Below are 22,726 nucleotides of genomic sequence, written 5' to 3' on the forward strand. Positions count from 1 at the left end.
CCGTTTATTCGTATCGGCCCTTTTTCTTGGCGGTCCCCCTTGTTCTTGTCGCCTTGGGCAAAACAGGCTAGACCGCATTAGGTGGCTAAGGGCAGGGAAATATGGCAATTAATCCTTTGAAGGCGTTTTTGTTCGTCGTCGGCGGCTCCGTCGCCGCGGCGGGAACCGCCTATGTGTCGGGCGCGCTCGATCCGTATCTCACTCGCACGCCGCCGGCGGAAGTGGCATCGCTGACGCCGCCGGTGGAGACGCCGGCCGAAGCAGTGACCGATGCACCGCCGCCGCCGGCGCCTGCCGCTGGTGCGATGGCACCGGCAGCGCCGGCGGCGGCCGATGCGATTGCGCCGACTTTCGACATCGTTCGGGTCGAGATCAAGGGCTCTATTGTCGTCGCCGGCAAAGCCGCACCCAACGCCAAGGTCGAGATTCTCAACGGTTCGACGGTTCTCGGCTCGACGGTCGCCGGTGCCGATGGCGCTTTTGCCATCGTTCTCGACGATGCGCTGAAACCCGGCGATTACACGATCGCGCTGCGCTCGATGACCGGCAATGTCGTGACCCCCTCGGCGCAGACGGCTATCGTCTCGATTCCCAAGAGTCCTGCTGGCCAGGTGCTGGCGATGATCGAGGAGCCTGGCAAGGCCTCCGAATTGCTCACCGTTCCTTCACCCGAGACAAAGCCTGAATCGCCGCCTGCCGGCGACAAGGCGGCCGCCCCGGCTTCCGAGGACTCCGCTGCCGGGGACCCCGCTGCCGCAGCACCAGCCGCACCGGCTGCCACGGCGCCGGCCACCGTCGACGCCGCCCCCGCGCCCGCTCCGGGCGGGCCGGCCGCACCGGCGACACTAGCTGCAGGGCCAAAGGTCGTCGTCGAAGCGATCGAGATCGACGGCAACAAGATCTTCGTCGCCGGGCTCGCCGACCCCGGCCGCAAGGTGCGCGCCTATGCCAACGATATCTTGCTCGGCGACGCGAAGACTTCGCCCGACGGTCATTTCCTGGTCGAGGCGACGCGCAACGTTCCGGTCGGCACCTATACGATCCACGTCGATGCGCTCGATGCCGACGGGGTCAAGGTGGTGGCCCGTGCCGCCGTGCCGTTCGAGCGCGAGCCGGGCGAGTCGATCGCCGCCGTGGCGCCTGCCGAGGCAAAGCCGGCCGCGCCGGCAACCACGCCTGCGGCGCCCGCGACCGAGGCGCCAGCCGATGTGGCGGCTGCGACGCCCCCGACCGGAGTGCCCGAGACCGCGGCGCCGAAGCTCGAACACGCCGACAGCGCCGTTATCATCCGCCGCCGCGATACGCTGTGGCGGATTTCGCGGCGCGTCTACGGCCAAGGCGTTCGCTACTCGACCATCTACCTCGCCAATCAGGATCAGATCAGGAATCCCGACCGCATCTGGCCGGGGCAGGTGTTCAAGGTCCCCGGAAAATCGCAGGAAGGCGAAGCCGCCAACCTCAAGGCGATGGGCGACCAGATGGCCCCGGCAAAGGCCAACTAGAAATCCTTTTCTTCTCTAGCGGGCTCTTGCGGAAAGTTCATTCATCGTCTATCGCCGATAGACGATGAACGCTCCCTTGACCGAGAAGACCTGCGGCTTCGCCGACAGCCAGGCCGTCGCCGCGAAGCTCGCCGCGCTTTCGCATCCGGCCCGGATTGAAATTCTCCGGCACCTTTCGGCCAGCCGCTCCTGCTGCTGCCGCGAGGTCGTCGACCATCTCGACCTGGCGCAGTCCACCGTTTCGCAGCACCTGAAGATACTGGTCGAAGCCGGGCTCGTCCGCTACCAGCCGGATCGGCAGCGCTCGCGCTATGAAGTCGACAGCGATGCGCTCGAAGATGTTTCCGCATCGCTGGCCGCGCTGGTCAATTCGTGCTGCTCCGGCCGCTAGACCATCATCCCGAACAAAGGCCGCGTCAGCGAAAAGTGGAAGCCGGTTTTCGGTAAAGATCATGGTCAAGCAATAAGAAATACGAAAAGGCGATAAAATGGCCGAAAAAACCGTCTCCGCCGATTCTGGCTCGACCTTCAAGACATTGCGTAATCTTTGGCCCTATATGTGGCCGGCCGACCGTGCCGACCTGCGGGCGAGGGTGGTGTGGGCGACCGTGCTTCTGGTCGTCGCCAAGCTGACGCTGGTTGCCGGTCCCTACTTCTTCAAATGGGCGACCGATGCGCTGGCTGGTGACGCCAAGTCGGCGCCGCCGCTGCCGGCCTTCATGCTGGCGCCAGTCATGCTGGTCATCGCCTACAATGTCGTGCGGCTGGTGCAACTCGGTTTCAACCAGCTGCGCGACGCGCTGTTTGCCCGCGTCGGACAATACGCGGTGCGCCAACTCGCCTTCCGCACTTTCATCCACATGCATCGATTGTCGCTGCGCTTCCATCTCGAGCGCCGCACCGGCGGCCTGTCGCGCATCATCGAGCGCGGCACCAAGGGCATCGAGACGATCGTCCGCTTCACCGTGCTCAACACCTTGCCGACCATCCTCGAATTCGCGCTGACAGCCGGCATCTTCGCGGTCACCTACGGCTGGAAGTACGTGGCTGTGGTGGCGGTGACGGTCTGCCTCTATATCTGGTTCACCATCAGGGCGAGCGACTGGCGCATCGTCATTCGCCGCGACATGAACGACAGCGACACCGATGCCAGCACCAAGGCGATCGACTCGCTGCTCAATTTCGAAACGGTCAAGTATTTCAACAACGAGGGCATGGAAGCCGAGCGCTTCGACCGTTCGATGGCGCGCTACGAGACCGCTGCCACCAGGATATGGACCTCGCTCGGCTGGCTGAACTTCGGCCAGGGCGTCATCTTCGGTCTCGGAACGGTTATCGTCATGTGCCTTTCGGCGCTGGAGGTGCAGGCCGGCACGCAGACGGTTGGCGACTTCGTGTTCATCAACGCCATGCTGATCCAGCTTTCGGTGCCACTAAACTTCATCGGCTTCATCTATCGCGAAATCCGCCAGGGCCTGACCGACATCGAGCAGATGTTCGGTCTGCTGGATGTGCCGCAGGAGATCGTCGACAAGCCGGGGGCCAAGCCGCTGGTCGTCGGCTCCGGCAAGGTCGAGTTCCGCGACGTGCAGTTTTCCTACGATCCCAACCGCAAGATCCTGAAAGGCATCAGCTTCGAAGTGCCGGCCGGCAAGACGGTTGCCATTGTCGGGCCATCGGGCGCCGGCAAGTCGACCATTTCGCGGCTGCTGTTCCGCTTTTACGACATCCAGGGCGGCAAGATTCTGATCGACGGCCAGGACATTCGCGACGTGACTCAGCAGAGCTTGCGCGCGGCGATCGGCATGGTGCCGCAGGACACCGTGCTGTTCAACGACACCATCGCCTACAACATCCGCTACGGCCGCGTCGATGCCAGCGAGGAGGATGTGCGCAAGGCGGCAGAACTCGCCCAGATCGGGCCGTTCATCGAGCGGCTGCCCGACGGCTACCGTTCGATGGTCGGAGAGCGCGGACTGAAACTGTCCGGCGGTGAGAAGCAGCGCGTGGCAATCGCCCGCACCATTTTGAAGGCGCCGCCGATCCTGATGCTCGACGAGGCGACCTCGGCTCTCGACAGCCATACCGAACAGGAGATCCAGGCGGCACTCGACCTCGTCAGCAAGGGTCGCACCACCATCGTCATCGCCCACCGGCTGTCGACGGTGATTTCGGCCGACGAGATCATCGTGCTGCAGGACGGCCAGATCGCCGAGCGCGGCACGCATGCCGCCTTGATGCGCAAGGCCGGCCTGTACGCCTCGATGTGGGACCGCCAGCGTGAGGCAACCGAGGCCGAGGAGCGGTTGCGCATTGCTCGCGAGCGCGACGAGTTCGGCGTTGTCGTCCGCCGCCGCCCCTCCGAGGTGTCGTAGCCCTTACGGCCAGCCAGCGCCCGGCGCGGAAGCCTGGATGCTGAGCACCTGGCCGGTGCGCGCATCGCTGATCATGTGCTCGAAGCCGCGCCATTCGGCGGCGACGATGAACAGCGTCTTGCCGTCGGCGCCGCCGAGCATGCAGGCAAAGCAGCCGCGATCGGCATCGACGCTGTCGAGCATCGCCCCGCCCTCGCGCACCCGCACGCAGTGCCGGTTGGGGACGTCGGCATACCAGATGGCGCCTTCGGCATCGAGGCAGATGCCGTCGGGAAAGCCGTTGCCGAGGTCGGCCCATCGCCGCCGGTTGGCAAGGCCGCCATCGGCGGCGATGTCGAAGGCGGTCAGCCTGTTGGCGTGGGACTCGGCGACGATCAACGTCTTGTTGTCAGGCGACACCGCCATCCCATTGGCGAAGGCGATCTTGTCCGCCACCTGCCGCACGGACCCGTCCGGTGCAATCAGCACGATGGTGTCGGGGCCGAAATGCTGGCCGGGAACCGGCGCTGGCCCGCCGCCATTGACGTAGATGTTGCCGCGCCCGTCGACGACGATCTCGTTCCAGGCGTTCCCTGAGAGGTGTCGCAGATCGGCGTGGGTGACCAGCGTCCCGTCTGCTTCTTGCCGCAGCACCAACCCCTCTCGCCCGCAGACGACGACCAGGCGACCGTCCAGCAGCCAGTCGACCGAATAGGGCAGGGTGGCCGGCACGGTGAGCATGACCTCACTGTTGCCGTCGGCATCGACGGCGATGATCTGGGCCGGTTCCCCAGTTGCAGACCCAAAGCCTGCCATCATGCCAGCGCGGCGATTCGCCGAACGCCAGACCGTTCATCACGACCCGCGCTTCCTTTGCTGCTGATTTCCGTGACAGCATTTGTTGCCTCCAGCTTTCGTTCGGCGGGCGCTTTGACAAGGCCCGTATCTCCAAGGACGCATGAGGCCGGTTCGCCCCGACACCAGTCATGCTTTTCTGGACAGGCTCATTGGACCCCTTCCAACGCCCGCGATCGGCTAATGCGGACGAGAACGCCGGATCCGGCGTTCCCTCATTGTCGCGTTGCGGCCACAGGGTGTTTCCGCTATTGAGGCCGGACCTGAAACTAGGCTGTTTCCATTCCATGGACCTCGTCGACACGATCAAGAAAACGTTGGTTCCGATCCATCGCGAAGGCTATCCGTTTATCGCCGCCTTCGCAGCGGTGACGCTTTTCCTCGGCTATTTCTCTTCGATCCTGTTCTGGATCTGCCTCATGCTGACGGCCTGGTGCGTCTATTTCTTCCGCGATCCCGAGCGCGTCACGCCGGTCGACGACCGGCTGGTGGTGAGCCCGGCCGACGGCATCATCACGGCGGTCGGTCCGGCAGTGCCACCGCGCGAACTTGGCCTCGGGGGCGGCGAGATGACCCGCATCTCGGTGTTCATGGACGTCTTCTCCTGCCACGTGAACCGGGCTCCGGTGCGCGGCCGCATCACAAGGATAGAGCATCGGCCCGGCCAGTTCCTCAACGCCGCACTTGACAAGGCGAGTGCCGACAACGAGCGCAATGGCCTGGTCATCGACAGCCCCAACGGCACGGTGGCCGCGGTGCAGATCGCCGGCCTGGTGGCGCGGCGCATCGTCTGCTGGGCCGAGACCGGCGGCACGATCGGCATCGGCGAGCGCTTCGGGCTGATCCGCTTCGGCTCGCGCGTCGATGTGTTCCTGCCGTCGACCGCAACGCCGCGTGTCGCCGTCGGCCAGACTGCGGTCGGCGGTGAAACCATACTGGCCGAATTCGGCGGCGTTGCCGCAACGCCGCTCGTGCGGGTGTCCTGAGCCGTGGGCGCGCCGTTCAAAAAATTCGAGGCGCATGGCAGCGGCGGCCCGCGCATCCGTGAAATTCCGATGCGCATGGTGCTGCCCAATCTTGTCACAGTGCTCGCCATCTGCGCCGGCCTCTCGGGCATCCGCTTCGGCTTCGAAGGCCGTTTCGAGCCGGCAGTGGTGATGGTGCTGCTGGCCGCCTTCCTCGACGGCATCGACGGCCGTCTGGCACGCATGCTGAAGGCGACGTCCAAATTCGGCGCGCAGATGGATTCGCTGGCCGACATCGTCAATTTCGGCGTAGCACCCGCGCTGGTGCTCTATGCCTTCCTGCTCGACCAGGCCGGCTCGCCGGGCTGGATTGCCGCGCTGCTGTTCACCATCGCCTGCGGGCTGAGACTCGCTCGCTACAACGTGCTCGACGAAGAAACTGATCGCCCGCAGTGGCAGACCGAGTATTTCGTCGGCGTGCCGGCGCCGGCGGGCGCCGTGCTGGTGATGCTGCCGCTTTACCTGTACTTCCTGCGGCTTGGTGTGGAGCCGTCCCGCCCTGCCGCCTTCATCGCCGCCGGTTTCACCGTTCTGATAGCCTTCCTGCTGGTCAGCCGGCTGCCGGTCTATTCCGGAAAAAGCCTGAAAGTCCCGGGCGACAAGGTGCTGCCGATCATCCTCGGTGTCGTCCTCTACATCCTGCTGTTGATGACCTATCCCTGGTACACGCTGACGGCGTCGGTTGCCGGCTATCTGCTCTTCCTGCCGCTCAGCATCCGCGCCTATTCCAGGCGCGCCAAGCGCGAAGGCGAGAAGGTGCCGCCGTCGGACTTCGGCTGACTGATCTGTCGCCAATTCGCTGATAGTTCAATTAGTTCAAGTCGGACGCATCCCGCTCTAGCGGGAACCTGCCGGCGTCTTGACCGTTCTGTCTCAGCGGGCGAGGCGAGCGACGTCGCGAACGCCACGCTATCAGCCCTTGAAGCTGCTGTCCCAGGCGCAGGAGCTCAAAGAAGAGTGAGGAGAAATGGCTGTCGTCCTCCTTGGCGCGTTGCTCATTGTCGCTGGCGTCGTGTATATGGCCGGCGCAGCCCTTTGGCGTGGGCGGCTCAGCGATCCGGCGCCTGCTCGCGCGGCGCCGGATCGCTCGACGCCAAATCTTGCAACGCCAGGCCCGACACTTGAGCCGCGGCGGCGCGGCCTCGGTTTCCTCGGCCTGTCGCAGAACTGGCCGGGCCTGCTGATGATGGCGGTCGGGTTCATCCTGCTGTTGTCGGTGGTGGTCCTCTAATGCATGTCGCCTAAAAGCATGCTCGGGCCTGACCCGAAGGTGCGCAGCGGTTTTGGGACAACGAGATGCGTTCAAGCAAGAACTTAAAGCGCGTCGCATAAATCCCTCCAGACGCGACGCGCTTTAGGCGCTAGGCCGCCGCGCTGAGCCCCAGTCGGTCAATCGCCAGTTTGCGGGTCGAGACGTAGTCGGTCTTGCCAGAGCCCAGCACCGGGATTTCCTCGACCTTGACGATGTCGTTCGGCACCATCAGATCGGCGGCGCCGGCTTGTCTGCCGAATTTGCGCAATTCATCGGGGTCGGCGTCATCGGCGGTGGTGACCAGCACGATACGCTCGCCGCGGCGCTTGTCCGGCACCGCCACCACAGCGTGGTGCTCTTCCGGCCACAGCGACTGCACCAGCATCTCGACCGCGCCCAGCGACACCATCTCGCCGGCGATCTTGGCGAAGCGCTTGGCCCGGCCGCGAATGGTAATGAAGCCCTCGCGGTCAACAGAAACGATGTCGCCGGTATCGTGCCAGCCGTCGAGCGGCTGCAATTCCCCGGGCCGATCTGAGGTCATGTAGCCCATCATCAAATTCGGCCCCTTGAGCAATAACCGTCCGGCGCCGCTGATGCCCTCGACCGGCTCGAGCTTCATGCGCATGCCCGGCAACAGTCGCCCGACCGTGCCGTCGCGGCCGTGGATGGCGGTGTTGACGGCAACGACGGGCGCTGCCTCGGTCAGCCCGAAACCTTCGATGATCTCGGCCTGGAAGCGCTCCCGGTAGACGCGGCGCGTCTCCGGTTTCACCGCTTCGGCGCCGGCGACGATGAAGCGCAGGCTGGAGAAATCGCCGTCCTTGGCGGTGCGCGCATAGTTGGCGAGGAACGTGTCGGTGCCGAACATGACCGTCGGCCTTGCCTTGCGTGCGACCTCGGGGATCAGCTTGTAGTGCAGCGGCGAGGGGTAGAGGAACAGTTTCACGCCGGTGACCAGCGGCAGGATGGTGCCGCCGGTGAGCCCGAACGAGTGGAACACCGGCAGCACGTTGAGCAGGATGTCGGCCGGCGAGATGGTGATGCGGGCCTCAGCCTGCATGGCGTTGGCGAGAAGATTTCTGTGCGACAGGACCACCGCCTTCGGCGTGCCTTCCGAGCCTGAGGTGAACAGGATCACCGCTGGTTTGGCCGCATTCTGCGGCTGCAGCGGCCAGCGCCACAGCAAGGCGGCGGCGAGCTTGTCCAGTACGGTTACGCTGGCCCGCACATCCTCCAGCCACAACAGCCTGGCGCCGCCTTCTTCTACCGCCGCGACGATGTCAGCGAGGCTGGCCTTGTCGACAAAGGCGCGCGACGAGACCACGGTGCGGATCTCCGCCGTGCGCACGGCGGCGGTGACGCTGGCCGGGCCTGCGGTGTAGTTGATCATCGCCGCCACCCGGCTCGCTGACAACAGGCCAACGAGCGACAGCACGACACCGTTGGCGTTGGGCAGCAGCACTCCAACCGCTTCATTCGGCGCTGTCACCGCCTCGAAGCGGCGGCCCAGCACCCGCGCGCCGATGAACAGCTTTCTGTAATTCAGCGTGCCGCTGACCACGTCTTCGACGATAGGATGCGAGGCGCCGACTCGGTCGGCGGCGTCGCGTATGGCGAGGAACAGGCCGCGGTCAAGATCGCTGCCGAAAAGCCGGGCTTCGGCGAAACGGTCGAACAGCGTATTGGTGTTCGAGGATTGATCAGGGTTTCGCGCCACCAGCTCGGCGATGGTCATCGGCTCCAGCACGCTGATCGACAGGAGCGGAAACCAGCACCGGGGCGCCTTGTCCGCCGCAGTCAGCGATACCGGCAGAGTGCGCGCGCCGGCGACGAAGATCGGCACGATGCGGGCATCGGCCTGCATGGCGATGCGGCTGACGGCGCGAAACAGGCGAAATGTCTTGATATCAGGCTCGACCGCATCCGGCAGATAGACGGCAAGGCGGCCCTTGCCCTTCAGCACCCGCACCAGCCGGCGGCTGACGAAGACATGCTCAGCGTTGAAAGCGATAGTGCGGCCAAGCTCGCGCCATGGTTCGAGCCAGGGCGATCGCGCCGAGACCTCGTCGAGGATGTGCAGCGTGTCTTCCGGCAGCAGTGACAGCATCAGCGCCGGTTCGAGGCGCGACTGGTGCGAAATGACGTAAATGACCGGGGCGGCTGTTCTGCGGGCGATCTTGATACGATCGTCGGCAATCCGGTAGGCGAGCTTGAACGGCACATAGAGCAGCGCCTGCGTGAAGCGCAGGCCGAGGCGGAATTTTTCCACCACGCCGATCAGCAGCCAGGCCGCGACGAGACCCGCAAGCAGCGCCAGTGTCAGGATCATGCCGCGTCTCTCCCAACAGATTTTAACCTCGCGGCTCTTCCTGACCGCTTCGATGAGAACCTAGACGAAGTGGGCTCAACGTCAATGCGGAGGTGCGGTACCTTCGCATTACTGGCCTGGCCGGCCGTGAAAAGTGCGGTGTCTATGTTTCCTTGCGGCAGAGAAAGCGCCTGCGGCATGAGCCTGGATTGATGGGGGCGGCTCACGCCGCCTTCAATCTCCCGCTGATGAAGCGGAATTCCTGTGTCTTGCCACCATAGCCATAGGCGGCGGCCGGGACTTCATGCACGAAGGCATAGCTCTCCTCATGCACCTTGCCCAGCAGGCTGCCAAAGCCAAGGAAGAGCGCCTTGAGATAGGCCTCCAGCTCAAGCTTGGTGTTGGTGCCGTCGACCACCTTGATGTCGAGCCAGAAACTGTTGGCGTCATGCTCGGCCAACGACTTGCCGCCGGCGAACCAGTGCTCGGGGTCATGGTAGGAAATGGCCACCGCTGTGATCGTCGCATCCTTGCGCAAATGCGTGGCGGTCAGTTCGGTCACCTGCCTGGCGATGGCGGCGGACAAAGCGGCATCGGGCTTGCCCGTGACGCTGACATTGATGATCGGCATAATTTCTCTCCTCGGGTTACGCGGCGTCTCTTCGCCGTCGGAGATCTTTGCCATCGCCTTGCGTTATGAAAATCGAATTGTTTTTAGGGAAAACTTTGATACTGTCGAATTATCACAATGCTCGACCCCGACCTCCTCAAAACCTTTCTCGCCTTCGTCGACAGCGGCTCGCTGGCGCAGGCGGCGTCATTTGTCGGGCGCTCGGCGTCGGCGGTGACCACGCAGATGCACCGGCTTGAGGATATTGTCGGCGAACCACTTCTGGTGCCGCAGGGAAGAGGGCGCGTCCTGACGCCGGCGGGCGAGGATCTGGTCGGTCATGCGCGGCGCATCCTTGCTGTGCATCGCGAAGCGTGGCTGGCCCTCAAGGGCGTGCGAGCGGATGGGCGCGTGGCCATCGGCACGACACAAGATTTCGCCGACAGCGGCCTCCCGGAGCTGCTCAGGGCCTTTGCCGCGAGCTATCCGCGCGTCAGGATCGAACTGCGCGTCGGCCGCTCCGCCGAATTGGCCGAGGCACTGCAAACCGGCATCCTCGATCTGATGGTCGCCATGCGACAGGCTCCGGCGCCGGACGAGATCGGCGTGCTCCGCGAACCGATGATGTGGCTCTGTTCGCAAAGAGGCTTGGCCACACAAAAGGACGAACTGCCGCTGGCGCTGCTCGATCCGCATTGCGGCTTTCGCGAAGCGGCGATCGCGGCACTCGACAGGGCAGGCCGTCGCTACCGCATCGCCGCCGGCAGTGCCAGCCTGGCCGGGCTGCGCACGGCGGTGAATGCCGGCATTGCTCTGACGCTGCGGACGGCGCGCTTTGCCCATTCCGGCATCGTCGAGGCACCGCGCGAGTTTGGCCTGCCGCAGGTTCCCATCGCCGAGTTCGCCATCCGGCTGCGCCAGGATGCCGAGCCCCCGGCCCAGGATCTGGCTGCGCTGTTCAGCGGCAACCTTGCCTTGCCAGGCGCACCGAGCTGATTTCGCAAAAGAAAAAGCCGACCTTGCGATCGGCTATAGGTTAGACGGGCCGAGGGGTTTGGGGGGGGGACTTGGATGACCCGTCAAAGCCAACAATGCCTGAACCTGTTGATGGTTCCATGACCTTGCTAATTTATTTGCACCCGCAGTTTTATTTTCGGGGGCAAATTTTTCTCAGGCAGAGCGCTGCCTGGCCGCTTGCCAGTCGCGCCCGCCATGGGCGAACACCGCGCAGAGCACGATGGCGCCGCCGATCATGCTGGCGGCTGGCGGGACCTCGGCCAGGAACAGGAAGGCGAACAGGATCGCGAACGGTACTTCAGCCGAGCCCAGCAGGCCGGATTCGGCAGCCGGAACGAGCCGCGCGCCCTCCGTCCACAGAATAGAGGCCAGCGCGAACGACGTGCCGAAGGCGACGAGCAACACTGCGTCCCTGGCCGAGACGGCCAATGGATCGGTGACGAACCAACCGAGCACGAACAAAAGGAATGCCGACACCGCCCCGGCCCACACCACCGGCGTGTCGCGGAAAGCGCGCACCATGATCATGTAGAGCGCGCTGCCGATTGTCATCAGCAGCGCCAGCCCGTCGCCGAACAGATGGCCGGTGCCGAAGCCGGACCAGACCATGATCGCCACGCCGCTGAGCGACACGGCGGCGGCGGCAAGCGTCTGCAGCCGGAAGCGCTCACGAACCAGAATGAAGGCAAGCAGCGCGGTGACGAAGGGCGCAGTGGCGTAGATGATCGCAACATTGGCGACGAAGGTGAACTTGAACGCCGAGATGAAGGCGATGCTGGCTAGCGCGCCCTCGCTCGCCAACAGCCAGCCGCGCCAGCCGAGGCGCAGGCTTTCACGCCCACCGGATTGACGGCGCCGCCAAAGCACATAGAGGGTGATCAGGATCGACCCAACGAAGCCCCGCCAGCAGGTGATGGTCAGCGGATCGGCATGGATCGACTTGGTTAGCACGCCGGTGAGGCCGAAGACGGCTGCCGACGCCGAAACCAGGATGATGCCAAGGGTGCGCTCGGCGGCGGTGTCAGGCATGGTTGGGAATCCGGTCATGTCACCAGACTATGCTGCCCTGTCCTGACACCGTACTGTCAGCAGGGGTTGCCGTATCCTGCAGCCGCTGCGGAAATGCCCTTTTGCAAGTCGATTCATCTCATCAAAGCCGATGTGTCAGTTCGACACGAAGTGATCTTGCCTCTCCCACGGCTCCTGCGGACCGCGAACATCCCTGTTGACTCAGCCCCAGGGTCAGCCCCGATAGAAAGGCGGTCAACAGCAACAAGGTGATTCATGAACTCTTCCGCCCAGTTCCTGAACGCTTCCGAAGCCGCCGGCCGGCTCGGGGTGTCGGCCAAGGCCCTGCGGCTTTATGAGCAGCGCGGCCTGATCGCTCCGATCCGCACTGCGGCCGGATGGCGCGCCTACGGTCCTGTCGAAATGAGCCGCGCCGCCGAGATCGCGGCCCTGCGCGCGCTTGGCTTCAGCCTAGCCCAGGTGGCGCGGGTGATGGAGGGTGACTCCCGGGGCATGGAGCCGGCCTTGGCCGCACACCAGGCAGTACTCGAGAGCCGGCTGCGCCAGCTTGTCGGCGTAATAGAGAAGATCGGTAGCCTGCAGGACGACCTCGCTCGAGGCGAAGCGCCAAGCGCCGGGGAACTGGCGCGCCTGCTGGCGCCAGAGGCTACGCTCAGCGTCGCTTTCGACCTTCCCTGGCCTTGGGGAGGCGAGCGGTTCGAATTGGGACAGATCCGACCGCTGAACTACATCATCGGCCCGCTGGGCAGTGGCAAGACCCGGCTGGCTCAGCGCCTGGCCGAGACATTGCCTGACGCCGCCTTTCTTGGCTTGGATCGACTGGCAAATGGCTGTGCGGCGGCTCTGGCTCGTGTGGACGCCGACCCCGCTCTCAGGTCGCGGGTCGATCAGACGCTGGCCTGGCTCGTCGAGGTCGGTGCCGCGGTGTCCGACGCAATGATCGCTCTACTCGTCGGATTGGAAGCCGAAGGTCCGGCCATCCTGGTCGTCGACATGATCGAACAGGGGCTGGATCAAGCCTCGCAAGAAGCCCTGATTGCCCATTTGCGTCGCCGCGGCCCCGGCGGTCGACCGCTTTTTCTGCTCACGCGCTCCTGCGCGATACTCGACCTGGCGGCTGTCGGCACCGACGAAGCGATCATCCTCTGCCCCGCCAATCACAGCCCGCCAACGTACGTCGCCCGGTACCCCGGCACTCCCGGCTACGAGGCCGTCGCCACCTGCCTGGCCACACCCGAGGTGCGGGCGCGGACGGACGGCGTCATCGCGTGGCGGCCCCAGGCCGCATGAAAGGCATCAAGTCTAACGACGCAGCAATGTCTGGACAGCTTGTCACTCCGATCCAAATGTCGTGAAATCAAGATTTAGGCCGTACCGGTTCTATTCGAGTATCGTGACGAGCGATGAAAATGACTGCCGAAAAGGGTTGGACATGGACACCACCGGACTGAAGGCCATGCAGGCGCCGCTCAAGGAGGCGTATCGCGACGACGCATCGCGCGCGCTGATCACGCTTCGGGCCAAGGGCTCGGTCGACGACCAGTCGATCGCCTGCAAGGTCGAGACCGGCAGGGCGCTCGCCGTTGCCGGTCTGCATCCGGCTACCGGCGGTTCCGGGCTCGAACTGTGCTCGGGCGACATGCTGCTGGAGGCGCTGGTCGCTTGCGCTGGCGTAACGCTGAAGGCAGTGGCGACGGCGCTGGAGTTCAAACTCGGCGCCGCCACCGTGGAGGCCGAAGGCGATCTCGATTTTCGCGGCACCTTAGGCGTGGCAAAAGATGCGCCGGTCGGCTTCCGCGCCATCCGGCTGAATTTCAACCTCGACAGCGACGAGCCACAAGAGCGCGTCGACACACTGCTCAAGCTGACCGAACGCTATTGCGTGGTGTTTCAGACCATCAATACGAGGCCGGAACTGACGGTCAGCGCTCAACCCTGAACGCGCGCCGCCGGCTACTCGCTTTCGCCCTCGTCGGCGAACGGCGAGGCGCTCGGCACGCACTGCACCGACCAGCCGGCCGGCGTTGGCTGCTTCTGATATTCGGTGACGGCGAAGGCGCACTGTTCGCGAGTGTCGAACGTGCTGGGCAGCACCACCATGCCGCCTTGCGGGCCGGCAATCACCAGATACCAGACCAGCGCTACGCTCGAAGCCATGGAAATTTCCTCGCTTGTTGTGGGAGTCGGGTGATCCTATCAATTCTGGGCGATCGGCGAAAGCGCGGCCTGGCGCGGTGGGTCGCCGCGCCAGCATGTTCTGCATTTGTTGGGCCGGCTCAGTTCACGGCAAAGCAGTAGAACAGGCCGTCGCCGCCGGTGCTCCTCAGTGCCTCCTGACTGCAGCCGCCGCGTGAAGCGTGCGAGGAATTCCACGATTTGGCGGCGGCCGAATCGTCGAGACCGGTGCGGTCGTGATGGCCCGTCATTACCGCACCTTCCGCTCCGCTGAGCGTCCAGTCGCCGCAGGTCTGGTCGGCAATTTTCGTGCCGTCGGGCTTGGAGCCGGTCAGCACGTCGTGCCGGTTGGGCTTGTCGCCGCGGCCGTTGACCACTTCGCCCTTTTCGTTGAGCGCCGTCTGCTTGGTGATGGCGTTGGCATCGCTATGCAGCGAAGCGACATCGTCGGCAATCTTGACGCCCTTGGCGTTGAACCACGGTCCCGTGCCAATGCGATCGCGCGCATCGGTGTCGCTGGTCGAGAGATAGGCGCGCCATGTCTTGCCCGCAACGCCCGCGGCTTCAGCCAGCGAGGCGCAATGCGCATCGGCGCCCGCGAGGCCGCCGAGATCGGCGCCCTTGCCCGAGCCGACGCTGGTGACGAAGAAGCTCATCGTCGCGTCCTGCGAGGATGCGACGCCGATGGCTGCCAGCGATGCAGCGGCGGTGACGAGAAGCAGTCTGCACATGGTGGTCCTCCGTTTCGGAAAATCTGGCATTCCAATAACGTCGGCGGCGGCGCAATTCTTCCGTCGAAATGCGCGATGCGTCTACTCCGGCTGCCGGTAGGCAACAAAGCGGTTGTGCTTGGCCTGGAAGATCAGCCCGGTTTCCTTAAGTGCCGGGCTGGCCAGCGGCACGATGCGTTTGGCGATCTCTGAGGGATGCGGCAGCGTCTCCGGATCCTCACCGGGCACCGCCTGCGCACGCATGGCGGTGCGGGTGGCGCCGGGATCGGCGGCATTGACCCTGAGGGCCAGGTTTTCCGTCTCATGCGCCCAGGAACGCATCATCGTCTCGACTGCCGCCTTCGACGCCGCGTAGGGCGCCCAGAAGGCCCGCGCCGAATGGGCGGCATTGGAGGAAAGCACGATGGCACGGCCTGCGTCGGAGAGCCTGAGCAACGGGTCGACCGAGCGGATCAGCCGCCATGTCGAGGTAACGTTGATGGTCATGACTTTCTCGAAAGTCTTGGCCTCGACATGGCCGATCGGCGAGATGACGCCGAGCACCGCTGCATTGGCGACCAGGATGTCGAGCTTGCCCCATCGCTCATGGATGGCGCCGCCCAGCCGGTCGATGCCGGCCATGTCGGCGAGGTCGAGCGGCACCAGCGTCGCCTGTCCGCCCGTTGCCTTGATCTGGTCGTCGAGATCCTCCAGTCCGCCGACGGTGCGGGCAACCGCGATGACGTGGGCTCCAGCTGCGGCAAGTTCCAGGGCGATGAAGTAGCCGATGCCGCGCGAGGCGCCGGTGACGACCGCGACGCGGCCGGACAGGTAGAGACTAGTGGCAGGGATCATGCGAGGGCCTCCGTGAGCAGGCGTGAAAACACCCCCCTCTATCCTGCCGGACATGTGCGGCAGGACAGAGGGGGGTAAACTCGGGAAGGCAACTGGTGTTCCGGCAATCCTACGCCCCGCCCGCCGCCAGCAGCGACAGCGTGCGCACATTGTCCGAACCTTCGAAATCGGCAAGCCGGGTCGGATACTGCCCGGTGAAGCAGGCGTCGCAGAATTGCGGCTGCTCATTATCGCGGCCGGCCTCGCCGACGGCGCGGTAGAGCCCGTCGATCGACAGGAAACCGAGCGAATCGACACGGATGAACTCGGCCATCTCTTCCACCGACATGCGCGACGCCAGCAGCTTCGACTTCTCCGGCGTATCGACGCCGTAGAAACAGGAAGCGCGCGTCGGCGGAGAGGCGATGCGCATGTGCACTTCCTTGGCGCCGGCATCGCGCACCATCTGCACGATCTTCTGGCTGGTGGTGCCGCGCACGATCGAATCGTCGACCAGCACCACGCGCTTGCCTTCGATCATGCGGCGGTTGGCGTTATGCTTGAGCTTGACGCCCATGTGGCGGATCGAATCGCCGGGCTGGATGAAGGTGCGGCCGACATAGTGATTGCGGATAATGCCGAGCTCGAACGGGATGCCCGCGGCTTGCGAAAAGCCGATCGCCGCCGGAGTGCCGCTGTCCGGCACCGGCACGACGATGTCGGCCTCGACCGGGCTTTCGAGCGCCAGCTCGGCGCCGATGCGCTTGCGCACCTCGTAGACGTTGCGGCCCTCGACCGACGAATCCGGACGCGCGAAATAAACATATTCGAAGATGCAGAAGCGGGTCTTCTGCGGCTCGAACGGAAACAGGCTCTCTATGCCTTTGGCGGTGACGACGACCATCTCGCCGGGCTTCAGGTCGCGCACGAAACGCGCGCCGATGATGTCGAGCGCGCAGGTTTCGGAAGCCAGGATCCAGGCGCCGTCGAGATCGCCGAGCACCAGCGGCCGGATGCCGAGCGGATCGCGGCAGCCGATCATCTTCTTTGAAGTCATCGCCACCAACGAGAAGGCACCTTCGACCTGGCGCACCGCATCGATGAAGCGCGAGTTGAGATCGCGTTCCCTGCTGGTGGCGACCAGATGCAGCAGTGTCTCGGTGTCGGAGGTCGACGAGAAGATCGCGCCCTGTTTCTGAAGCGCGCGCTGCACCGTCATGGCGTTGGTGAGGTTGCCGTTGTGGGCGACGGCGAAGCCGCCATCGGCGAGCTCGGCGAAAAACGGCTGGATGTTGCGCTGGCCGGCGCCGCCGGTGGTGGCGTAGCGCGTGTGGCCGATGGCGCGGTTGCCTTGCAGGCTGTCGATGACGCGCTGTTTGGTGAACGTATCGCCGATCAGGCCGACATGATGTTCGACATGGAACTGGGTGCCGTCATAGGAAACGATACCGGCCGCTTCCTGGCCGCGGTGCTGCAACGCATGCAGGCCGAGCGTGACGATAGCCGCAGCGTCCTGCCGGCCAAAAATACCGAACACGCCGCATTCGTCATGGAAATGATCGTCAGCCTCGGCGGAAAGCACGTCGTCTGCGTCTGCCATCTTCAGCTCCGCTAAAGTCGCTATATAGTGTGATGACGGCTCGAGAGCAACGTAGAGTTTGCGGCCTCACATGATCGTCAGTTTGCCGGCGCCGGATTGGCCGGTGCATTGTCGGCCGGTGGCGCGTCGGTTTCGCTGCCGTCGGGCGCCGGAGCATCGTCGCCAGTTGCCGGTGCGTCCGCCGCGGGTGCATCCGCTGCCGGAGGTGTGTCGGCGCCGGTCTCGGGTGCCGACTGATTCGGATTGAGCCTGTTGAGGATCGCGTTTTCCGGATCCTCGGGCAGCAGGCTTTCGAGCTTGGCGCCGATCGATTCGAGCAGCGGCCGCGACTTGGCATCGGCGACCCAGCCCGGAGCCTTGGGGCCGGCCAGCCAGTTGAAGAACAGCAGGGCCACCGCGACGACCAGGATGCCGCGCGCCGCGCCATAGAGGAAACCAAGCGTGCGGTCGAGCGCGCCGACCCTGGAATCGATGATCCAGTCGGCGAGCTTCATGGTGATGATGGAGACGACGATCAGCGCGACGATGAAGACGATGCCGGCGGCCACCACCATGGCAATCTTCTCATTGTCGACATAGGGCTGAACGTAAGGCAGGACCGGTTGATAGAAAAAGAACGCTGCCGCGGCCGCCGCTATCCAGGAGATGACGGATAGGACCTCGCGCGAAAAGCCGCGAACCATGGCGAGCATCGCCGAGACCAAGGTGAAGCCGACGAGAATTCCGTCAAGCAGCGTAATCGGCATGTCTTTTGCCCCACTTCATGAGCCGCGTCATTCTTGCTCGTCGGCGCGGCTGCGCCGTGAGCCGGCTATGCGCGCCACGAGATCGGCAAGCTCGGTGGGCTGGAAAGCGCCGGCCCCTATCCCCCCGGCAAGTTCCTCGCTGCCCAAGGGCAGAACCGCGCTTCCAAAACCCAGCTTTTCGGCTTCCTTCAGGCGCTGCTGCGCGTGCGCAACCGGCCTCACGGCGCCCGAAAGGCTGATTTCGCCGAAATAGACGCAATCGGCGGGAAGGGCAAGACCGGTGAGCGAGGAAACCAGTGCGGCCGCCACCGCCAGATCGGCGGCCGGCTCCGAGATACGGTAGCCGCCGGCGACGTTGAGATAGACGTCATGCGTGCCAAAGCGGACCCCGCAATGGGCTTCGAGAACGGCGAGGATCATCGACAGCCGGGCGCCGTCCCAGCCGACGACGGCTCGACGCGGCGTGCCCAGCGACGACGGCGCCACCAGCGCCTGGATCTCGACCAGCACCGGCCTGGTACCTTCCATGCCGGCGAAAACCGCGGCGCCCGGCGCTTTCGCATGGCGTTCGCCGAGAAAAAGCTCGGATGGATTGGCGACCTCGCGCAGGCCCATATCAGACATTTCGAACACGCCGATCTCGTCGGTCGGTCCGAAGCGGTTCTTGACCGTGCGCAGGATGCGGTAGTGGTGGCCGCCTTCGCCCTCGAAATAAAGCACCGCGTCGACCATATGCTCGACGACGCGCGGCCCGGCGATCTGGCCTTCCTTGGTAACGTGGCCGACGAGCACGATCGCCGCGCCTGTGGATTTGGCATAGCGGATCATCGCCTGGGCGGCGGCACGCACCTGGGTGACGGTGCCGGGCGCCGAATCGGCCATGTCGGTCCACAAGGTCTGGATCGAATCGAGGATCACCAGGTCCGGCCGCTTGCCGTCGGCGATGGTGGCGAGGATGTCCTCGACATTGGTCTCGGCGGCAAGCTCCACCGGAGTATCGGCGACGCCGAGCCGCTGCGCACGCAGCCTGATCTGGGCGACCGCCTCTTCGCCCGAGACGTAGACGATGCGGTGGCCCTTGGACGCCAGTGCTGCGGCGGCCTGGGTCAACAGCGTCGACTTGCCGATGCCGGGATCGCCGCCGACCAACAGGGCCGAGCCGCGCACGAAACCGCCGCCGGTGGCGCGGTCGAGCTCGCCGATGCCGGAAACGATGCGCGGCGCGTCCTCGATGTCGCCGGACAAAGTCGTGAGCACCACGGCGCGGCCCTTGCGCGCATTGCGGGTATTGGCCGGCCCCGACCCGATGCCGCCGGACGTGCCTTCCTCGACCAGCGTGTTCCACTCGCCGCAGGCATCACATTTGCCAGCCCAGCGCTGATGCACCGAACCGCAATTCTGGCAGATGAACTGGACGCGGGACTTGGCCAAGCTTTACCCTCCCGCCTGCTGGTGAGAGCTGTGATCCTTCGCGCCCCCCTCTGTCCTGCCGGACAACTCCCCCACTTGGGGGGAGATCGGATTGCGCGTCGGGTTTCGCCAATTTTCAGCGTTGCAGAAAAGATCCCCGCCGCGGGTGACGGCCAATCTCCCCCCTTGTGGGGGAGATGCCAAGTGGTGGCAAAGAGGGCAGGACAGAGGGGGGCGCCGTAGAGCGCTGCTGTCCCGCATCTTGGGTGCGACGTCGGACAAGCGGCTACTCAAACCTCTCCGCAATATGATGCTCCTCGGCGAGGTCGGAGAAGCGGGTGAACTCGCCCTGGAAGGCGAGGCTGACCGAGCCGGTCGGTCCATGGCGCTGCTTGGCGACGATGACCTCGGCCTTGCCGCGCATCTCGTTCATCTCGTGTTCCCATTTGATGTATTCGTCGGTGCCCGGCTTCGGCTCGCGGTTCTTCAGGTAGTATTCCTCGCGGTAGACGAACATCACCACGTCGGCATCCTGCTCGATCGAACCCGATTCGCGCAGGTCCGAGAGCTGCGGGCGCTTGTCGTCGCGGCTTTCGACCTGACGCGACAGCTGCGACAGCGCGATGATCGGCACGGCAAGCTCCTTGGCCAACGCCTTCAGGCCGGTGGTGATCTCGGTGATCTCCTGCACGCGGTTCTGCGAGGATTTGGCGCTCGACCCTTGCATCAGCTGGATATAGTCGATGACGATGACGTCGAGGCCGCGCTGGCGCTTCAGCCGCCGCGCCCGCGCCGACAGCTGGGCGATCGAGATGCCGCCGGTCTGGTCAATGAACAGCGGGATCTTCTGCATCGTCTGCGAACAGGCGACCAGCTTTTCGAAATCCATTTCGCTGATCTCGCCGCGGCGGATTTTCGACGACGGGATTTCGGTCTGTTCGGAAATGATGCGGGTGGCGAGCTGTTCCGACGACATTTCGAGCGAGAAGAAGCCGACGACGCCGCCATTTGCCGCCTTGAAGGAACCGTCGGCCTGTTGTGCCGGCACATAGGCTTCGGCGATGTTGAAGGCCATGTTGGTGGCAAGCGAGGTCTTGCCCATGCCCGGGCGGCCGGCGATGATGATCAGATCGGACGGCTGCAGGCCGCCCATGCGGCGGTCGAGATCGCGCAGGCCCGTGGCGACGCCCGACAGGTGCCCGTCGCGCATATAGGCGGCGTTGGCCATGTCGACGGCGGTCTTGACCGCGTCGGTGAAGCTCTCGAAACCGCCATCGTAGCGGCCGGTCTCGGCCAGTTCGAACAGGCGCCGCTCGGCGTCCTCGATCTGCTCGGATGGCGACATGTCGACCGGCGCGTCGTAGGCGATGTTGACCATGTCTTCGCCGACGGTGATCAGGGCGCGTCGCGTGGCGAGATCATAGATGGCGCGGCCGTAGTCGGCGGCATTGACGACGGTGACCGCCTCGACGGCCAGCCGTACCACATATTGCGCAACCGTCATGTCGCCGACCCTCTCGTCGGCCGGCAGAAAGGTCTTCAGCGTGATCGGCGTCGCTATCTTGCCCATACGAATGAGCTCGGCGGCGACCTCAAAGATCTTTCTGTGCAGCGGCTCGTAAAAATGGCCGGATTTCAGGAAATCCGACACGCGGTAGAAGGCGTCGTTGTTGACGAGGATGGCGCCGAGCAGCGCTTGCTCGGCTTCGATGTTGTTCGGTGCCTCGCGATAGAGCGGTGTTTCCGCCACGCCGAATTTTCGTGCTGCCTCTGCCATAACGTCCCCGATTTCGATGCCGGTCTCTCGATATCAGAACGGGATAGGTCGGTGATGACTTATCTGCATCAGTCTTCATTCAATCAGCTTCGGTGCCCGCGATTCACAGCCAAGATTTTTCGGTGGAAAGAATCTCGATTGACTCGAATCAAGACGGCGAGCCTAGTCGTTCTCGGGCGAGAACAAAACAGGAAAATAGCTGCCAATCACTCCGGCAGTGCGTCGCCCCAGTCGAGTCGCCGCGCGGCCCTGAACACATCGCCGTCACGTTTGGTGAACAGTTTCCCGTCGGCGCTGCCGTCCTTCTCGCAAAGTTTCAGCAGGACCTTGCCCGAGCCCGATTTCGGCGGTGCGATCACACGCGCCTGCGGCGGGGCAGCAGCGTGGCGGGAGGCAGCGACATAGATGAATTTCTCGTCCTCCCATGGCACGTCGGCGTCCTTGGCCAGCCGGTGCAGGCGCGAACGCGCGACACGGCGCGAAAAATGGCACCAGTCGGGCGGCGCGAGCGGGCAGGGTGACTTATGCGGGCAAGGCGCAAGCACGTGCGCACCCGCCTCGATCAGCTGCCGGCGCACGGCAAGGATGCGCTGCCATCCGGCCGGCGTGCCCGGCTCGACGACCAGCAGCGTGTCGTCGGTCAGGTGCCAGAGCCGGTCGATCAGTTTTGGCAGCGACACCGGTCCGATCTCGTCCAGCACATAGGCGCAGGTGACCAGCTCGGCCGGCTTGAGATCGGCGAGATCGAGGCTGACATCGCCGGCCAGCCAGGCGACCCTGGCCGTCATCGCCTCAGCGGCAAGCGCCGCGCCGACCCGGCGCACCGCCGCGCTCGCCTCGATCAGCACCGCCTGCTCGAGGTCGGGCCAGAGATCGAGCGCAGCCCAAAGCACGGTGCCGGGGCCGGCGCCGACGTCGAGCAGGGTTTTGGGTGCATGATCGGGCCTTGCCTCGCTGACCGCATCGAGACTGGCACGGACAGCGGCATAGGTCGCCGGCAGCCGCGTCGCCAGATAGGCCTTGACCGCGATCTCCTCGGCCATATGCAGGCGGCCGTCGCGCAGTTCGGCGCGATAGCGGTCCGACAGCGTTTTTGCCGCTTGTTTCAGCGTCGGCAGCGGCACTTTTTCGAGGAGGCGCTCGACGCCCTGTCGAAGCGGGATAGGCAGTTCCATAGCTCAGGCACCCCGAGGTGCGAGCAGGATCACCGAGGCGCCAACGATGCAGAGCGCGGACCCGGCAAGGTCCCAGCGGTCGGGGCGAACGCCTTCCACCAGCCACAGCCATCCGAGCGAGGCGGCGATGTAGATGCCGCCATAGGCGGCATAGGCGCGGCCCGCAGCACTGATGTCTACCAGCGCCAGCAGGAAGCCGAACAAAGCGAGCGAGACCAGGCCTGGCGCCAGCCACAGCGGCGACTTTTCCAGCCGCCACCACGCCCAGATCGAAAAGCAGCCGGCGATCTCGGCAAGGGCAGCAACGATGTAGATGAGATAGGTCATGAAAAAAGTCTCGCGGC

At 64.7% G+C, this 22,726-nt stretch carries 21 protein-coding genes and 1 pseudogene; 9 read left to right on the plus strand and 13 right to left on the minus strand.

Features of this window, described 5'->3' with window-relative positions; translation table 11 throughout:
* The first annotated feature begins 101 nt into the window (after nt 1-101).
* The 3 genes from AC0L3O_RS25970 (at nt 102) to AC0L3O_RS25980 (ending at nt 3,877) form a co-directional block, all read left to right on the plus strand.
* Complete coding sequence (locus tag AC0L3O_RS25970) at nt 102-1,502, plus strand: Ig-like domain-containing protein (protein WP_473616976.1); 1,401 nt, start codon at nt 102-104, stop codon at nt 1,500-1,502.
* Between the two features lie 64 nt (nt 1,503-1,566).
* A complete protein-coding gene (locus AC0L3O_RS25975) occupies nt 1,567-1,893 on the plus strand; it encodes an ArsR/SmtB family transcription factor (RefSeq protein ID WP_091590509.1) in 327 nt (108 codons plus the stop codon).
* A gap of 97 nt (nt 1,894-1,990) precedes the next feature.
* A complete protein-coding gene (locus AC0L3O_RS25980) occupies nt 1,991-3,877 on the plus strand; it encodes an ABCB family ABC transporter ATP-binding protein/permease (RefSeq protein ID WP_128172723.1) in 1,887 nt (628 codons plus the stop codon).
* A gap of 3 nt (nt 3,878-3,880) precedes the next feature.
* Here AC0L3O_RS25980 and AC0L3O_RS25985 read toward each other — a convergent pair.
* Nucleotides 3,881-4,754, minus strand: a pseudogene (locus AC0L3O_RS25985) (SMP-30/gluconolactonase/LRE family protein).
* A gap of 244 nt (nt 4,755-4,998) precedes the next feature.
* Here AC0L3O_RS25985 and AC0L3O_RS25990 point away from each other — a divergent pair.
* The 3 genes from AC0L3O_RS25990 (at nt 4,999) to AC0L3O_RS26000 (ending at nt 6,967) form a co-directional block, all read left to right on the plus strand.
* Entirely contained in the window at nt 4,999-5,697 is a 699-nt protein-coding gene (locus tag AC0L3O_RS25990; protein ID WP_128172724.1) for a phosphatidylserine decarboxylase, read from the plus strand.
* Between the two features lie 3 nt (nt 5,698-5,700).
* Entirely contained in the window at nt 5,701-6,516 is an 816-nt protein-coding gene (locus AC0L3O_RS25995; protein ID WP_023800727.1) for a CDP-alcohol phosphatidyltransferase family protein, read from the plus strand.
* A gap of 187 nt (nt 6,517-6,703) precedes the next feature.
* The gene (locus tag AC0L3O_RS26000; protein ID WP_128172725.1) at nt 6,704-6,967 is read left to right on the plus strand and encodes a hypothetical protein; all 264 of its coding nucleotides are present in this window, start codon (nt 6,704-6,706) and stop codon (nt 6,965-6,967) included.
* Nucleotides 6,968-7,097: 130 nt separating this feature from the next.
* Here the strand turns inward: AC0L3O_RS26000 and AC0L3O_RS26005 are convergent, their stop codons facing one another.
* Together AC0L3O_RS26005 and AC0L3O_RS26010 are read right to left on the minus strand one after the other, a co-directional pair.
* Nucleotides 7,098-9,320, minus strand: coding sequence for an AMP-binding protein (locus AC0L3O_RS26005; protein WP_473616977.1), 2,223 nt, complete (start codon nt 9,318-9,320; stop codon nt 7,098-7,100).
* 202 nt (nt 9,321-9,522) lie between these two features.
* Nucleotides 9,523-9,930, minus strand: a complete 408-nt coding sequence (locus tag AC0L3O_RS26010) for a tautomerase family protein (RefSeq protein WP_091590519.1) — start codon at nt 9,928-9,930, stop codon at nt 9,523-9,525.
* A 117-nt stretch (nt 9,931-10,047) separates the two neighbouring features.
* Here AC0L3O_RS26010 and AC0L3O_RS26015 point away from each other — a divergent pair, with 117 nt between their 5' ends.
* The gene (locus tag AC0L3O_RS26015) at nt 10,048-10,905 is read left to right on the plus strand and encodes a LysR substrate-binding domain-containing protein (protein ID WP_473535540.1); all 858 of its coding nucleotides are present in this window, start codon (nt 10,048-10,050) and stop codon (nt 10,903-10,905) included.
* Between the two features lie 174 nt (nt 10,906-11,079).
* Here the strand turns inward: AC0L3O_RS26015 and AC0L3O_RS26020 are convergent, their stop codons facing one another.
* Nucleotides 11,080-11,955: a DMT family transporter gene (locus AC0L3O_RS26020; protein ID WP_473616979.1), complete on the minus strand. Its 876-nt coding sequence runs from the start codon at nt 11,953-11,955 to the stop codon at nt 11,080-11,082.
* Nucleotides 11,956-12,210: 255 nt separating this feature from the next.
* Between AC0L3O_RS26020 and AC0L3O_RS26025 the strand changes: the two genes are divergently transcribed.
* Together AC0L3O_RS26025 and AC0L3O_RS26030 are read left to right on the plus strand one after the other, a co-directional pair.
* Nucleotides 12,211-13,245: a MerR family transcriptional regulator gene (locus AC0L3O_RS26025; protein ID WP_473535539.1), complete on the plus strand. Its 1,035-nt coding sequence runs from the start codon at nt 12,211-12,213 to the stop codon at nt 13,243-13,245.
* A gap of 142 nt (nt 13,246-13,387) precedes the next feature.
* Entirely contained in the window at nt 13,388-13,894 is a 507-nt protein-coding gene (locus AC0L3O_RS26030; protein ID WP_473535538.1) for an OsmC family protein, read from the plus strand.
* Between the two features lie 14 nt (nt 13,895-13,908).
* On the opposite strand, the gene AC0L3O_RS26035 is transcribed toward AC0L3O_RS26030, so the two are convergent.
* The 9 genes from AC0L3O_RS26035 to AC0L3O_RS26075 all read right to left on the minus strand — a co-directional run bounded on the left by AC0L3O_RS26035 (nt 13,909) and on the right by AC0L3O_RS26075 (nt 22,709).
* Nucleotides 13,909-14,112, minus strand: coding sequence for a hypothetical protein (locus AC0L3O_RS26035; protein ID WP_027152685.1), 204 nt, complete (start codon nt 14,110-14,112; stop codon nt 13,909-13,911).
* Between the two features lie 119 nt (nt 14,113-14,231).
* The gene (locus AC0L3O_RS26040; RefSeq protein WP_473535537.1) at nt 14,232-14,861 is read right to left on the minus strand and encodes a hypothetical protein; all 630 of its coding nucleotides are present in this window, start codon (nt 14,859-14,861) and stop codon (nt 14,232-14,234) included.
* 81 nt (nt 14,862-14,942) lie between these two features.
* Nucleotides 14,943-15,695, minus strand: a complete 753-nt coding sequence (locus tag AC0L3O_RS26045) for an SDR family NAD(P)-dependent oxidoreductase (protein ID WP_473535536.1) — start codon at nt 15,693-15,695, stop codon at nt 14,943-14,945.
* Nucleotides 15,696-15,804: 109 nt separating this feature from the next.
* A complete protein-coding gene (gene purF, locus AC0L3O_RS26050; protein ID WP_023800717.1) occupies nt 15,805-17,274 on the minus strand; it encodes an amidophosphoribosyltransferase in 1,470 nt (489 codons plus the stop codon).
* A 77-nt stretch (nt 17,275-17,351) separates the two neighbouring features.
* A complete protein-coding gene (locus AC0L3O_RS26055) occupies nt 17,352-18,020 on the minus strand; it encodes a CvpA family protein (protein WP_473535534.1) in 669 nt (222 codons plus the stop codon).
* A 27-nt stretch (nt 18,021-18,047) separates the two neighbouring features.
* On the minus strand, nt 18,048-19,451 hold the full coding sequence (gene radA, locus AC0L3O_RS26060) for a DNA repair protein RadA (protein WP_023800715.1): 1,404 nt from the start codon (nt 19,449-19,451) through the stop codon (nt 18,048-18,050).
* Nucleotides 19,452-19,716: 265 nt separating this feature from the next.
* On the minus strand, nt 19,717-21,207 hold the full coding sequence (locus tag AC0L3O_RS26065; protein WP_023800713.1) for a replicative DNA helicase: 1,491 nt from the start codon (nt 21,205-21,207) through the stop codon (nt 19,717-19,719).
* 206 nt (nt 21,208-21,413) lie between these two features.
* On the minus strand, nt 21,414-22,382 hold the full coding sequence (locus tag AC0L3O_RS26070; protein WP_473535533.1) for a small ribosomal subunit Rsm22 family protein: 969 nt from the start codon (nt 22,380-22,382) through the stop codon (nt 21,414-21,416).
* Nucleotides 22,383-22,385: 3 nt separating this feature from the next.
* Nucleotides 22,386-22,709 carry a YnfA family protein gene (locus AC0L3O_RS26075; RefSeq protein ID WP_091590534.1) on the minus strand — a complete coding sequence of 108 codons (324 nt, stop codon included), beginning with the start codon at nt 22,707-22,709 and terminating at the stop codon, nt 22,386-22,388.
* Between the last annotated feature and the right edge of the window lie 17 nt (nt 22,710-22,726).

The organism is Mesorhizobium sp. WSM4810 (genome assembly GCF_055811235.1).